Source organism: Mesorhizobium sp. M0590, assembly GCF_040320905.1.
In the GTDB taxonomy this organism is placed as follows: Bacteria; Pseudomonadota; Alphaproteobacteria; order Rhizobiales; family Rhizobiaceae; genus Mesorhizobium.
This window is the reverse complement of the sequence record NZ_JAMYQN010000003.1, coordinates 241,536-254,834: the sequence shown is the minus strand read 5'-3', so window position 1 is coordinate 254,834 and position 13,299 is coordinate 241,536. Positions and strand designations below refer to the sequence as shown.

The following is a 13,299-nucleotide window of genomic DNA, read 5'->3' as shown; positions in this document are numbered from 1 at the left end:
TCGTAAAATAGCCGGTCCTGCATCCACTCTCCGGGGTTTCAGCTGGCGCCCTGTGGCTTGTCCCTGCCGTTCCATTCCGCATTGCGCGCCTGCGCCTCTTCGGCGATCAGCTTGAACTCCCGCATCTTCGCAGCTTCGATGGCGAATGCGCGGCTTGGCAGGACGCCAGGGTCCTCCTGACTGTTCTGAAACTGAAAACGGGCCTCCAGTTCGGCCCATATTCGCTCGGGTGCCGTATCCTTGCTGGCAAGCAGCGCAACGACCAGCGCCAGAGTCTCGCGCTGGGCGTTCAGCCGCCCTTCGATCTCTTCATTGGGCAATTCGGACATGCGGGTCGCTTCCAGTTTCTGGCTCAACGGCAAAATCGCACCCTTGTTCCGGAATCCAGCGACGGCACGTGAGCAATTCCGAAAACGCGAGCAACAGTTTTCCCGTTAACCGACAGGGTCCGACCGGGGCTGTGGTTCCGCACCGTCGACCCCTCCAGGTTGACAGCGCAGGCCCATCGATTTAAGTTCGCGTTAGTGGCCACTAACGCGAAACATTGGACAGCGCTCGGAGACTCGACGAGGCGCACGATATTCGAATTGTTGGTCGAACAGCCTTGTTCGGTCAGCGGACTTGCTCGTGTGCTGCCTGTAACCAGGCCGGCGGTCTCTCAGCACTTGAAAGTACTCAAGGATGCCGGGCTTGTGGCCGACACGCGCTCAGGCAAGGAACGAATATACCGTATCGATCCGGACGGCCTAGCAAGTCTGCGCGCGGAAATCGATCAGTTCTGGAGCAAGACCCTGGCGAGCTACAAACTGGCCGTCGAGCACCCAAAGAAGGACCAGCCATGAGCAAGCTTCCTGCAACCGCGCCCGTAAGGCATTTCGTCGTTGTCGAGGCACCTATCGCGCGTGCCTTCAAGGTCTTCACCGAGGATTTCGGGAAATTCAAACCTCGCGAGCACAATCTTCTTGCCGTACCGATCGCAGAGACGATCTTCGAACCCTGGGTCGGGGGCCACGTTTACGATCGCGGCGTGGACGGCAGCGAGTGCCGCTGGGCTCGTGTGTTGGCTTACAATCCCCCCAGCCGGCTGATTCTGAGCTGGGACATCAGCCCTCGGTGGCAGATTGAGAGCGACCTGAACAAAACCAGCGAATGGGAAGTCCGGTTCACGGCTGAGACGGAGAACCGAACCCGGGTTGAGATCGAGCACCGGAATCTCGAACGCCATGGCGAAGGCTGGGAGGGCGTGCGCGGGGGGGTTGATAGCGATCAAGGCTGGCCGCTGTACTTGCGGCGGTTCCACGACCTTTTCCCCGGTGCGACCGCCTGACACCGTTGGCGACTTTGAGGGCGTGACTGGCAAGAACCGTTTGGTTCACTGCGATCCCAGTGAGTGGAGACAAGACGGACGTCTATTGTTAAGCGTTCTCGGCGTGCTCGCGCTCTTGTTTGCTCTCGATAGTATTGGCAGTCTACTCGGGTTCGTCCAATGGGTTGGTAGGAGCGCTGGCGAGACCGGTAATCCCGGCAGACGACGACAACCGGCTCTATAGGATCGACCGCGTTCACATGAACTCGGTCGAGGCATTGGCGCCCCCATCGCGCCCGCAGTGCTAGCGATGATGGTTGGTGTTGGAGCGCCCACTTTGGCGACATTGGTCTGGGCTCACCTGGCGATACGCCTCCTCCATCTGGGAATCTATCGGCATGGCGGAAACGCCGCCAAGGGAGATAGTCTCGGGACGATTCTGTACGTCTCTGGAGCGTTGGTCACGTTGGCCCTCATCCTTTTGACTGGATGGGCAGCGCTCAATTGACGTTGGCGCCACTTCTTGAGGCTACGGTTCGCGAGACTCGGCGGCCGACGCTATGAAACCTTCTGATTTTTAAGCCGTTATCGCCGGATGCCCGAGGCTAAATTCAAGCTGAAATCGGTTGACGGCGCCCGAACGCGCGATGCCGAGAAGTCGCGCCGCGAGAAGCAATCGACCGTCGAAGTCGCGTCCGAGGTCGTCGGCGAGCCCGCGCCGCCGCCGGATTTCATCGAACCCGATCCGGAGTTGACACCTGAAGAGGCCGAGCAGGCGCGCAAGAGATATCTGCTGAAGCGCTTCTGGATCAGCGCGCGCGGTTATTGGGGCAGCAGTGGCGACAGGGTCGCCTGGCCGTTGACAATCGGGCTGTTGGTTCTGATCGTCACCAATGTCGGCTTCCAGTATGGGATCAATGTCTGGAATCGCGCAATTTTCGACGCCATTGAGCAACGCAATGCCCATACCGTATATTGGCTGAGCGCCGTTTTCGTGCCACTCGTGCTCGGAAGCGCCAGCCTTGTGGTGGCGCAAGTCTTCTTTCGCATGAGGATACAGCGCCGCTGGCGTTCCTGGCTCACCACCGCGGTCATCGCGCGCTGGCTCGCAAGCGGCCGCTACTATCAGCTGAACCTCGTCGGCGGCGATCATAGCAACCCCGAAGCCCGCATCGCCGAGGATTTGCGGATTGCCACCGAATCGCCCGTCGATTTCATCGCCGGTGTCATCGTCGCATTTCTGTCGGCCTCGACCTTCATCGTGGTGCTCTGGACGATCGGCGGCGCCCTGACCCTGACGATTGCAGGTTCGACCGTCACCGTTCCCGGCTTCCTGGTCATCACCGCAGTGCTCTATTCCGCGATCACGTCCACTTCGATGGCGGTCATTGGCCGCCATTTCGTCCACCTCTCCGAGGGAAAAAATCAGGCGGAAGCCGAGTTCCGCTACACGCTGACGCGCGTACGGGAAAACGGCGAGAGCATCGCATTGCTCGGCGGCGAGGAGGAGGAGCGCAGCGGCATGGACAAGACATTTGCCCATGTGCTCAGGCAATGGGCGCTCCTTGCAGGCCAGCACATGCGCACGGCGCTGGTGTCTCAGGGGTCGAGCCTGTTTGCGCCTGTCGTGCCGGTCTTGCTTTGCGCTCCAAAGTTCCTCGAAGGCAGCATGACACTTGGACAGGTCATGCAGGCTGCCTCGGCCTTTGCCATCGTGCAGGGCGCGTTCGGATGGCTGGTCGACAACTATCCCCGTCTCGCCGATTGGAACGCCTGTGCACGGCGCATCGCCTCGCTGATGATGTCGCTCGACGGGCTCGAGCGGGCGGAACAGAGCAACACGCTGGGACGCATAAAGCGCGGCGAGACCGGCGGCGATGCGATGCTCAGCCTGAACAATCTCTCCGTGTCGCTCGACGACGGCACCGCCGTGGTCAAGGAAACCGAGGTCGTGATCGAACCAGGCGAGCGGGTGCTCGTCGCCGGCGAATCCGGCTCGGGCAAGAGTACGCTGGTGCGGGCCGTCGCGGGTCTGTGGCCATGGGGTAGCGGCAGCGTCAACATCCGCGCCGACAGACGGTTGTTCATGTTGCCGCAACGGCCCTACATCCCGACCGGGACGCTTCGCCGCGCTGTCGCCTATCCAGGCGCCGCCGACAACTGGACGCTGGATAAGATCAAGGCTGCCCTCGACAAGGTGGGGCTCGACTACCTCAACGACCGGATCGAGGAGGACGCGCCATGGGACCAGACCTTGTCGGGTGGCGAAAAGCAGCGCCTCGCCTTCGCGCGTCTTCTGCTGCACCGCCCCGATATCATCGTGCTGGACGAGGCAACGTCGGCACTCGATGAGAAGAGCCAGGACAAGATGATGGAGATGATTATTCGCGAATTGCCGACGGTCACCATCATAAGCGTAGCGCACCGCGCCGAGCTGGAGGCCTTCCACAGCCGCAAGATCACATTGGAGCGGCACAAGGGCGGCGCAAAACTTGTCAGCGATATCGAACTCGTCCCGCGCAAGGACAGACGGAACTTGCTCATGCGCCTTCTGAGGCAACGGCGCGCCAACGGAAAGCCAGCGCGACCTTGAGCAAAGCGGCGCTGCCCTACGCAAAGAGTGAGGCCGCCGGTCGGACTAGGCGGACCATCGCCGGTTCGAGTCACTGCCCGCATCTGGTCCTGAAAGCACCAGCCGTGGTACCTTGATTCCGGGCAGCTGCTGCTGTCGGAACGTCGATGGCACGAGCGCATTTCCATGTCCGGTGCAACGCCGAGGCCAGCTGTGAAAAACCCGGGTTGATTTCAAAAGCCCAGATTGATTTCGAAAGCAAAGGGACCAGCAATGACAATCGCCAAGAACACGATCTGCCTTTGGTACGACAAGGACGCCGAGGCTGCGGCCCGCTTCTATTCCGAGATTTTTCCCGACAGTTCGGTGAAATCCGTCCACCGCGCTCCCAGCGACTACCCGTCCGGCAAGGCAGGCGACGTGCTGACGGTCGAGTTCACGGTCGCCGGCATCCCCTGTCTCGGCCTCAATGGCGGGCCCGCGTTTAAACACAACGAAGCCTTCTCCTTCCAGATCGCCACCGACGATCAGCAGGAGACCGACCGCTATTGGAACGCCATCGTCGGCAATGGCGGCCAGGAAAGTGCCTGCGGCTGGTGCAAGGACAAATGGGGCATCTCCTGGCAAATCACGCCGCGCGTGCTGACCGAAGCGATGGCCGCCGGCGGCGATGAAGCAAAGCGCGCATTCGAGGCGATGATGGAGATGAAGAAAATCGACGTTGCAGCGATCGAGGCGGCGCGGCGCGGCTGACAGTTCGGGGATGGCCCGACGCGAAAAGATCAGGGCAGAGCGGCCGGAAATGCTGCCGGCCCATCATCTCCAGGCAGGCGTGCGATGGTGCTGAACTGCGCTGCGTTTTACGACGCCGAACTGCGACGGCACAACGAGGTCTTCAGGGCTGCGGTCAAGGTGGGAACGCGCGATCGCGTGCTCGATATCGGATGCGGTTCGGGACAATCCTCTCGTGATGCTGCCCGTGTCGCGGTGGAAGGCAGCGTGCTCGGCGTGGACGTATCGGCCGAGATGCTCGAGATCGCCCGGAAGTGTAGCGCGAAAGAGGGATTGCGAAACGTCGCCTTTGAGCGCGGCGATGCGCAATTGCTGGTATTTCCGCCTGCCGGCTTCGATCTGTGCATTAGTCGATTTGGAGTGATGTTCTTTGCCGATCCGGCGGCGGCGTTCGCCAATATCGCCCGGGCGATGCGACCAGGGGCACGTCTTGTGTGGATGGTATGGCAATGCCAGGACCGTAACGAGTGGGCAACTGCCATTCAGCGGGCAATTGCGCCGGGGACCGCCATATCGGGGGGCGCCGCCACCCCGTTTTCGCTTGGCGACCCCGCCATCACCGCGGAGATCTTGCGTGCATCCGGTTTTGTTTCGGTCGACTTTGCCGAAGTGCATGAGCCGGTCTTCTACGGCCAGGACGTCGATGCGGCCTATGACGCTTTGCTTGGCCTGCAACTGGTCAAGGATCCGCTCGCCCGCGCAGATGTGGATGTCGACGCGGCGCTGCGGCGGTTGCGCGATCTGCTTGACGCGCATTTGACCGCGGACGGTGTGCTTTTCGACTCGCGTGCCTGGATCGTCACCGCGTTTCGGGCGAGCCGATGGTGACTGCGCGATGTAGACGATCCTGTTCTCTCGGCCTTCCCGTCAGTCCATTTGCGGCGCGACTTCTGAGAGCAGCCAATCCCGAAAAGCCTTGACTTTGCGCTGACGGATCGCCTCTGGCGGGTAGACGAAATAGAAGCTGGAGGGGGATTTCAGGGCGTGGCCGAAGGGGCGGACAAGTCGCCCGGCGGCAAGGTCGGCCGCAACCAGCATGGTCCGGCCGAGCACCACCCCCTCGCCTTGTGCGGCCGACTCCATGGCAAAGGTGGCAGAGTCAAAGGTAATCCCGCTCTGCGGGTCCACGCCCTCGACCCCGGCGCTTGCTAGCCAGGTCGCCCAGTCGATCGGAAAGCTGTCACGGATCAGCGTGTGGTGTTTGAGGTCCTGAGGCGTGCGGAGCGGATGTGCACCCTCAAGAAGCTTTGGGCTGCACACTGGAAACACCTCCTCGCCTGTGAGGAACTCCGACGTGAGCCCCGGATAGTTTCCGTTGCCATAACGGACGGCGACATCGATGCCGTCGCCGAGGAAGTTGGTCAGCTTCCCGCTTGTCGAAACCCGCACATCGACGTCGCCATGCGCACGGTGAAAGCGATAGAGGCGGGGCACCAGCCATCTCCCCGCGAAGCCATCGGAGGTGCTGACGTTCAATGTCGAACTCGAATAGCGGGCTGTTGCTGCAGCGGTGGCGGTGGCCAACTGGGCGAGCGCCTCGCGCACCGCCCGCGCATAGGGCTCGCCAACGGCTGTCAGACTCACCGAACGCGTACCGCGCTCGAACAGCTGCACACCGAGCTGATCCTCAAGATTCTTGATCGCCCGGCTGATCGCACCGTGGGTGACATGAAGTTCCTCTGCCGCCTTGGAGAAACTCAACAGGCGCGCCGCGGCCTCGAAACTTGGCAAGGTGGTGAGGGGAGGCAGCTTCCGGGGCATGGATCGATACCTGTACGTGTGAGTGATGCTCACACATTGTCGCCGATAAGTCGTTTGTCGTCCAGGCCAGAAGCCGGCATGTTTGCTCGCGTAATCAGTCATTCACCGCCGCTGCAAAAGGCGAGTTTGATGTGACTGATACTCTCGCTGACGAAAGTCGCGGGGCAACTGCTGAAACCAAAACTGCCGCCACTCTGGGAGAGCACCATGAACGCCAAACGAGTTGAACCCATCGTCGACGTACTGACCGGCATGGCCGGCCGCATCCTCGCCTCGAGCAGCCGGCGCCGGACCGGGCGGCAGATTGCACGCTTCTCGACCCGCCGGCTCGAAGACCTCGGATTTGCCCGCGACTGGGACGGCTCGGTCTATCGGCCGTCGGACTACCGCTAGCCTGAACGAAAGCAACAGCGGACAGGCTCTTCGCAAAAGATCGCTGTCGCAAGGAATTAATGGAGAACGGACATGGCCACCATCCACCCATTCCTCTGGTTCAACACCGATGCGGAGCAAGCTCGCGATTTCTATCTCTCGGTCTTCAAGAACAGCAAAGCGCTCCAGACCATCGAATACACCGACTGGGTGTCCGGAACCAACAAGACGGTCCCGCATGCCACCTTCGATTTCGAGCTCGAAGGACTGCACCTTACAGCGCTCAACGCCGGGCCGCAGCCGCCTTTCAACGAGCGGCTCTCGCTCTACATCGAGACCAGGGACCAGGCCGAGACCGACTACTACTATGAGGCGCTCACCGCCGGCGGCGGCAGGGCACAACCCTGCGGCTGGCTCACCGACAGATACGGCGTCTACTGGCAGGTCATCCCGGAAATCCTGCCGCGGCTCAGTGCCGATCCGGACCGCGAAAAGGCCAACCGCGTCCGGCAGGCGATGTACGGGATGCGCAAGATCATCATCGCCGACCTCGAAGCCGCCTATGCCGGCAAGGCCTGACCCTCACCGCAATCGCAACGAACGGAGAACCCTCATGACATCGCTCGTGGACAGGAAAGTCATCGTCGTCGGCGGTAGTTCCGGCATCGGTCTCGGCGTCGCGGAAGCTGCTCTCAACGGCGGAGCGAAGGTCGTGATCGTCGGACGCTCGCCCGAGAAACTGCTGGCTGCCGAACGGACGCTCAATGCGGGCCGCGTGACCAGCGTGGTCGCCGACATGACCGACGAAGCGGACGTCGCTCGCCTGTTCGACGAGGTCGGTCCCTTCGATCACCTCGTATCGACCGCCGGAACACTGCCGCCCGGCGATCCGATCGGCAGTACCGACATGGAGGCTGTGCGAGGCTTCGTCGATAACAAGCTGATTGGCGCTGTCATGCTCTCCAAGCATGCTGTGCGCACCCTGAAAGCCGGCGGCTCGATGACCTTCACCTCGGGAATAAATAAGGATCGGCCGCCGGTGCCGGGAGGCTCGGTCGTCTCCGCGATTGCCGGTTCATTCAGCTACTTCGCCCGCGCCCTGGCGCTCGAACTGGCCCCGACGCGCGTCAATGTCGTGTCGCCCGGATGGGTCGACACACCGATGTGGGACATTGTTGGAGAAGCCAAATCCAGCTTCTTTGCCGACATGGCTGCCCGGTTGCCATCGAGAAAAATTCCGACCGCTGCGGACGTCGCCGCCGCCTACCTCTACCTCATGGAAAGCGACTTCACGACCGGCGAGACGATCCGCATCGATGGCGGCCATAACCTGATCTAGCCGCCATTTGCACGCCGCCTGGATGGGCTGAGCCGGCATGACTGCTAGACCGGTGCACTGCTGCCGAAGGCGACGAAGGCCGGCGGGTCATGCCGGCGTCGCGCAATCGGGGTTTACATCGGCAGCCAGGTCCCTAGTTTTAGCGTTTCGCGCCGCGCACCTAAGTGTGTGGATGATCGAGGACGGGACCGTGAGCTCTGGCCGGCCCCTCGAAACTTTCAAAGGATGGCTATCATGACACAGGCCAAGAATGGCGACACCGTGCGCATCAATTACAATGGCCGCCTGGCTGACGGCACTCAGTTCGATTCTTCCGGCAACGAACCGCTGCAATTCACGTTGGGTGAAGGACAAGTGATCGCCGGTCTCGAAACCCATGTCGAGGGTATGGAGGTGGGCGCGAAAAGCACCGTCACCATTCCCGCCGACGCCGCCTATGGCCCCCACCGCCCCGAAGCGGTCATGACCGTCGACCGCGCCCGCGTACCAGACAACATCAATGTCGATATCGGCGCTCGACTGCAGGTCAGAACCCCGGAAGGGCGCCCGATGCCGGTAACAGTCGTCGGCGTGGACGACACCAGCGTCAAGCTCGACGGCAATCATCCGTTGGCCGGGCGCGATCTCGTGTTCGACGTTGAACTGGTCGAGATCGTTCAGGCGGCGTAGGGCACGGCAAAGCGCGTGACGGCCATGATTTTCGGGTGACGCATTTCGACCGGCGGTTCCGGCGGTGCGTCACCTGTTTGGAGGCAAAGACCGCGACGGCGGAAATCGTGTAGCGTGCAGCAACCCATAGAGACATTCGGCATCTGGAATGTCCAATTCAGCGTCGCGGTCTCGAGGACCTGTGGAAGGGTAGTGTCTCAGTTTGAAATTAAGACGACGGTCCATCGTAGTCAGGCGGTGGCGGCGTGCCTGGCCACCGAAGCACGACTTCCTCGCAGGAGTCTTGCATGCGCATGACGCGGACGGCGTTGCCGATCACATCGGCGGGGCGCTTCTGGCCTTTAGGTCCGGTGGGCAATTGCTGCCTCCTGAATTGGCCAGCGCTTATACGCGACGACCCAGAGAATGATTATCATTCCCAACGGGACCACAGAGAGAAGCACCCACGCCCGAGACATTCTTAGTCGCCCAAACAGCACCCACGCGGGGATTGCTGTGAGGACTGTCAACAAGGCGAATGGTAGCAACTGAATCGGATCTGACATTGGGTGCCTTCCATGCTTTCCGCTGAGCACATAGGCGGTTTCGCCTAGGCGAGCAAACCGGGATAGGCGCTTTCGCATATTTCAAATTTCAAACTGAGACACTACCTTTGGAAGACCTCGCTTGACAGCCGACTTCTCGTGACAGCAAAGTCTCGTGATGCGGGCGATTGGTTGGAATAGAATTGCGCGTGCCGGGGCAATCGTGCTGATGATTGGCACAAATGTTCCTGCGCCGGCACGTTCCGACTCGCTCCTTCTCACAAGCCCGTCCCAGCCAGCCAATGTCGGCGATGCGATGCTGGCGGCTGCCAATTATCATGATTCCGGCGACTATGACCGCGACCTTGCCGCTGTGGCGAAGCAGGCAGGCGACTGGGTCATCAAGCGCGCAATGGAGGTGCCTCGCCCCGCACTGGTGCTCGATATCGACGAGACGGCTTTGGCCAACTGGGAAGTGATCACACGTGACAATTTCGGCCGCCCGATCGGCGGCGCCTGCGACATCGCAATCGATGGTCCCTGTGGCTGGGCCGCCTGGGATCAGCTTGCGAAGGATCCGGCCATCGACGCCGTGCTGGAGGTTTTCCGGCAGGCGCGAACGGCGAAAGTCGCGGTGTTCTTCATCACCGGACGTCCGGAGGACCAGCGTCAGGCAACCGAACAGAACCTGCAGTCGGCCGGCTATGCCGGCTACGAGCACCTTTACATGGTCCAGCCTGGGGCCAAATACGGCTCCGCCGCAGATTTCAAGTCACCCATAAGGGCCGAAATCGAAAAGGCCGGCTACACGATAATTGCCAATGTCGGTGACCAGCCATCCGACCTGTTCGGCGGGCATGCCGAGAGGCTGTTCCTGCTGCCAAATCCGTTCTACCGGGTTCGCTGACGGCCTGTACGGCACAACCCCGGATCCTTGCGGAGCACCTACTAAGGTATCAAGACGACCTTGCCGGTCGCGCCGCGCTCCTCCAGCAGGCGATGCGCCTGGCTGGCCTGGTCGAGCGGGAAGCGGCCACCTTTGGTCACCACAAGCTGACCACCAGCGGCCAGATCGAAAAGCTCCAAAAGGCCGTCACGGAGCCCGTCCCTAGACAGCAACGGCAGCAGGGCAAAACCCTTCAGCGACTGGTTGCGGCCGATCATCGCCTCCATCTCCGGGGCGCCGAGCGCGTATCTGCCAAGTGCTGCAAACACCAACTCTCCGCGAGGTGCCAGAGCCTCCAGCGCAACCGCCGTCAGCGGGCCGCCGACAATGTCGTAGATGATGTCGACGCCGGCGCCGTCTGTGGCTGACCGGACGTGCACCGGCCAATCCGTGTTGCTGTAGTCGACGGCAGCATCGGCTCCCAGCGACAAAGCAAGGTCGAGCTTGGCCTTGCTGCCGGCTGCCGCGATGACACGGCTCGCGCCGGCGCGCTTGGCAAGCTGGACGAGCAACGAACCGACGCCGCCCGCGGCAGCGGCGACCAGCACCGATCTGCCGGCCGGCGGGCTTTGCCGCGATAGATACAATGCCGTCAGTCCTTGCACCATCAATGCCGTCGCGTTTTCGAACGAGAGCGAATCCGGCAAGGGCACGGCCAGGCTTGCGTCGATCGTCACATACTCGGCATAGCCGCCAAACGGGCGGCTCGAGGCGAACAACGACGCGGCGACGCGCGTGCCGAGCAAGGAAGCGTCCACCCCCTGCCCAAGCGCCTCCACGATCCCGGCGGCCTCGACGCCAGGGATCATCGGCAGTTGCGGCGTCACCGCATAGCGATCCGCGCGCATCAGCACTTCGAAGAAATTCACCCCGGCCGCATGAACGCGGACCAAGACCTCGCCGGCTTGCGGCTCAGGCTTCGGCACCGCGACTATGTCGAGAACGTCGGGCCCGCCGAAGCGGCTCAGTTGAATGGCTATCATCGCATGCACCGATCGCTGTTGGCATCGGCCGCTGTTTGCCACTATCTGCCTGGCTTCGACTACATACCGATTTGTCCGCTGCTGACCGGGAGGTGACCATGGCCAAGCTGATCAAGAGACTGCCGGCGCTGCCGGCGGAGCGCGCGCTGAAAGTGATTTCGGGCCGCTGGAAGGCGGTCATCCTGTACCATCTCTTCGACGGCCCCCGGCGGCTGTCGGCGCTGCAGGCGCTGATGCCCGATATCACCCAGAAAGTGCTGATCCAGCAGCTTCGCGAAATGGAAGAGCACGGCCTCGTCCGCCGCGAGATCTTTGCCGAGATACCTTCGCGCGTCGAATATTCGGCGACGCGGCTCGGCCTCAGCCTCGAGCCGATCCTGCTGGCACTTTGCCAGTGGGGCCAGCATCACGCCGACGAGCTGAATGAGATGGACCGCCTTGCCGATTGCATCATCAGACCACGGCAAGCGCAGTACGCCCATGCCGTGTGAACGAAAAGGGCGGCGCATGCGCCGCCCCAATGCTTGGGAGAATTAATCCTTGGGAGGACTGCTCGAACCTGTGCTCAGGCCGCCTTGACTTCCTCGGCGACGGCATCGGCCTGACGCGCCGTCTTCAGCACCCTGGCCCACCATGCAATGTCGTTGACCAGCGCGGTTGCCGCCTGGTTGAGGTGCTCGAACTCATCGAGCTTCTTGTCGCCTTGCTTGACCGCAAGGAAATCGGCCCAGGAGATGTGTACGGCGGACTTCACCGGCGCCATCTGCAACTCGACCGCATGCAGCCTCAGCTGCTCGACCGCGCGCGCGCCACCGACGCTGCCATAGCCGACGAAGCCGGCCGGCTTCTTGTTCCACTCGTTGGCGGCGTAGTCGATGGCGTTCTTCAGCACGGCCGTCGGGCCATGATTGTATTCCGCAGCGGTGAAGATGAAGCCGTCGAATCCGGCGACCTTCTTTTGCCAGCGCTGCGCCACTTCGTTCTGCGACGGCGCCCAGGCGGAGGATGCGACCTCATCGAAGAACGGCAGCGGGAAATCGCGCAGGTCGACGACTTCAACGTCGATGTCGGCGTGCGACTTGGCTATCTTGGCAATCCATTGGGTCGGGACGTCGGCAAAGCGGGCCGCGCGGGTTGAACCAATGATGATGGCGATTTTGGGTTTTGACATAGAGGGGGCTCTCCTTACGGGAATACTGGTATCGTTTAGATACCTGAGCTATATGAGTAACTGGCCGCTCAATGTGCAAGGAGGCACTTTTTTGTTACCAAGGCACCCGCACCGCACCGAGGACTGCCGCGCCATCTCGGAAATCCTGCAGCGCGTCGGCGACAAATGGACGGTGCTCGTGGTCGGCAAGCTTGGCAACGGGCCGCTGCGTTTCAACGAGTTGCGCAGCGCGGTCGGCGGCATTTCGCAAAAGATGCTGACCACGACCTTGCGCGGGCTCGAGCGCGACGGCTTCGTTACGCGCACCGTGTTCCCGACCATCCCACCGCGGGTCGACTACGAATTGACCGATCTTGGCTACGAACTGCTGGTGCCGGTCGATGCGCTCGGCGAATGGGCACGCAAGAACACCGAGCGCGTCAAGGCGGCGCGCGAGAAGTTCGACGCCATGCACAGCTGAACCCTTGTGCTGCAAGGGTTTGAACCTGTCGGGGAGCCTCGGATGAGCGCTACTGCTGTAACTGCATCTTGCTCTTCGGCAGCTTCTCGATCCGGTTCCATTTCGGGTTGGGACTGACCACCCTGCCGCCAATCGTGCAGGTCGTGGTCGTCTCCTTGCGGCAATTGCTCACCGTCGTGCCGCTGGTGTCGCATTTCGTCGCCGAGCAGATCTCGCACTTGGCCGCTTGCCCGTTGATGGTGCGGTTTTCCGACGTGCAGGTGGCGCCTGGATCGCCTTTTTTGACCTCGGCCAAAGCGCTTGCTGACGACAGGCAGAGCAAGGCTGCAAAGGCACCCGCCAGGGCAGCGTTCAGCATGTGTTGACGCATTGTCTTTCCTCCCAAGATCCCGTCGGTCGCGCTG

General features: G+C 61.8%; 17 protein-coding genes. 12 read left to right on the top strand and 5 right to left on the bottom strand.

The annotated features are described in order from the left end of the window. Positions 1-38: 38 nt before the first annotated feature. Positions 39-329 (bottom strand): hypothetical protein, encoded by a 291-nt coding sequence (locus NKI52_RS08305; RefSeq protein ID WP_352450454.1) that lies wholly within the window; start codon positions 327-329, stop codon positions 39-41. Positions 330-524: 195 nt separating this feature from the next. Between NKI52_RS08305 and NKI52_RS08300 the strand changes: the two genes are divergently transcribed. The 5 genes from NKI52_RS08300 (at position 525) to NKI52_RS08280 (ending at position 5,498) form a co-directional block, all read left to right on the top strand. Beyond that, positions 525-842 (top strand): ArsR/SmtB family transcription factor, encoded by a 318-nt coding sequence (locus NKI52_RS08300; RefSeq protein ID WP_023678365.1) that lies wholly within the window; start codon positions 525-527, stop codon positions 840-842. After that, complete coding sequence (locus NKI52_RS08295; RefSeq protein ID WP_023678366.1) at positions 839-1,327, top strand: SRPBCC family protein; 489 nt, start codon at positions 839-841, stop codon at positions 1,325-1,327. Before NKI52_RS08300 ends, NKI52_RS08295 begins: the two co-directional genes overlap by 4 nt. A 574-nt stretch (positions 1,328-1,901) precedes the next feature. Beyond that, the gene (locus NKI52_RS08290) at positions 1,902-3,899 is read left to right on the top strand and encodes an ABC transporter ATP-binding protein/permease (protein WP_352697609.1); all 1,998 of its coding nucleotides are present in this window, start codon (positions 1,902-1,904) and stop codon (positions 3,897-3,899) included. Between the two features lie 258 nt (positions 3,900-4,157). Next, positions 4,158-4,631 carry a VOC family protein gene (locus NKI52_RS08285; protein ID WP_352450557.1) on the top strand — a complete coding sequence of 158 codons (474 nt, stop codon included), beginning with the start codon at positions 4,158-4,160 and terminating at the stop codon, positions 4,629-4,631. An 84-nt stretch (positions 4,632-4,715) separates the two neighbouring features. Continuing rightward, positions 4,716-5,498, top strand: coding sequence for a class I SAM-dependent methyltransferase (locus tag NKI52_RS08280; RefSeq protein WP_352697607.1), 783 nt, complete (start codon positions 4,716-4,718; stop codon positions 5,496-5,498). A 39-nt stretch (positions 5,499-5,537) separates the two neighbouring features. Here NKI52_RS08280 and gcvA read toward each other — a convergent pair whose 3' ends face one another. After that, complete coding sequence (gcvA, locus tag NKI52_RS08275; RefSeq protein ID WP_352615639.1) at positions 5,538-6,431, bottom strand: transcriptional regulator GcvA; 894 nt, start codon at positions 6,429-6,431, stop codon at positions 5,538-5,540. Between the two features lie 207 nt (positions 6,432-6,638). On the opposite strand from gcvA, the gene NKI52_RS08270 reads away from it, so the two are divergent. From NKI52_RS08270 to NKI52_RS08250, 5 genes are all read left to right on the top strand, one after another. Further along, positions 6,639-6,824, top strand: coding sequence for a DUF1127 domain-containing protein (locus tag NKI52_RS08270; protein WP_352637203.1), 186 nt, complete (start codon positions 6,639-6,641; stop codon positions 6,822-6,824). A 72-nt stretch (positions 6,825-6,896) separates the two neighbouring features. Continuing rightward, a complete protein-coding gene (locus tag NKI52_RS08265) occupies positions 6,897-7,382 on the top strand; it encodes a VOC family protein (RefSeq protein WP_352697605.1) in 486 nt (161 codons plus the stop codon). 34 nt (positions 7,383-7,416) lie between these two features. Beyond that, entirely contained in the window at positions 7,417-8,142 is a 726-nt protein-coding gene (locus NKI52_RS08260; RefSeq protein ID WP_352586823.1) for an SDR family oxidoreductase, read from the top strand. Between the two features lie 234 nt (positions 8,143-8,376). Continuing rightward, positions 8,377-8,811, top strand: coding sequence for an FKBP-type peptidyl-prolyl cis-trans isomerase (locus NKI52_RS08255; protein WP_352450461.1), 435 nt, complete (start codon positions 8,377-8,379; stop codon positions 8,809-8,811). Between the two features lie 840 nt (positions 8,812-9,651). Continuing rightward, positions 9,652-10,242, top strand: a complete 591-nt coding sequence (locus NKI52_RS08250) for an HAD family acid phosphatase (protein ID WP_352645022.1) — start codon at positions 9,652-9,654, stop codon at positions 10,240-10,242. Positions 10,243-10,283: 41 nt separating this feature from the next. Here NKI52_RS08250 and NKI52_RS08245 read toward each other — a convergent pair whose 3' ends face one another. After that, the gene (locus tag NKI52_RS08245; RefSeq protein WP_352697603.1) at positions 10,284-11,264 is read right to left on the bottom strand and encodes a quinone oxidoreductase family protein; all 981 of its coding nucleotides are present in this window, start codon (positions 11,262-11,264) and stop codon (positions 10,284-10,286) included. A 98-nt stretch (positions 11,265-11,362) separates the two neighbouring features. On the opposite strand from NKI52_RS08245, the gene NKI52_RS08240 reads away from it, so the two are divergent. Continuing rightward, a complete protein-coding gene (locus NKI52_RS08240) occupies positions 11,363-11,755 on the top strand; it encodes a winged helix-turn-helix transcriptional regulator (RefSeq protein ID WP_352697601.1) in 393 nt (130 codons plus the stop codon). Positions 11,756-11,829: 74 nt separating this feature from the next. Here the strand turns inward: NKI52_RS08240 and NKI52_RS08235 are convergent, their stop codons facing one another. Beyond that, positions 11,830-12,435, bottom strand: coding sequence for an NADPH-dependent FMN reductase (locus NKI52_RS08235; protein ID WP_352697599.1), 606 nt, complete (start codon positions 12,433-12,435; stop codon positions 11,830-11,832). A gap of 91 nt (positions 12,436-12,526) precedes the next feature. Between NKI52_RS08235 and NKI52_RS08230 the strand changes: the two genes are divergently transcribed. After that, positions 12,527-12,895: a winged helix-turn-helix transcriptional regulator gene (locus NKI52_RS08230; RefSeq protein ID WP_023678378.1), complete on the top strand. Its 369-nt coding sequence runs from the start codon at positions 12,527-12,529 to the stop codon at positions 12,893-12,895. 49 nt (positions 12,896-12,944) lie between these two features. Here the strand turns inward: NKI52_RS08230 and NKI52_RS08225 are convergent, their stop codons facing one another. After that, positions 12,945-13,265 carry a hypothetical protein gene (locus NKI52_RS08225; RefSeq protein ID WP_352567975.1) on the bottom strand — a complete coding sequence of 107 codons (321 nt, stop codon included), beginning with the start codon at positions 13,263-13,265 and terminating at the stop codon, positions 12,945-12,947. Positions 13,266-13,299: the final 34 nt, after the last annotated feature.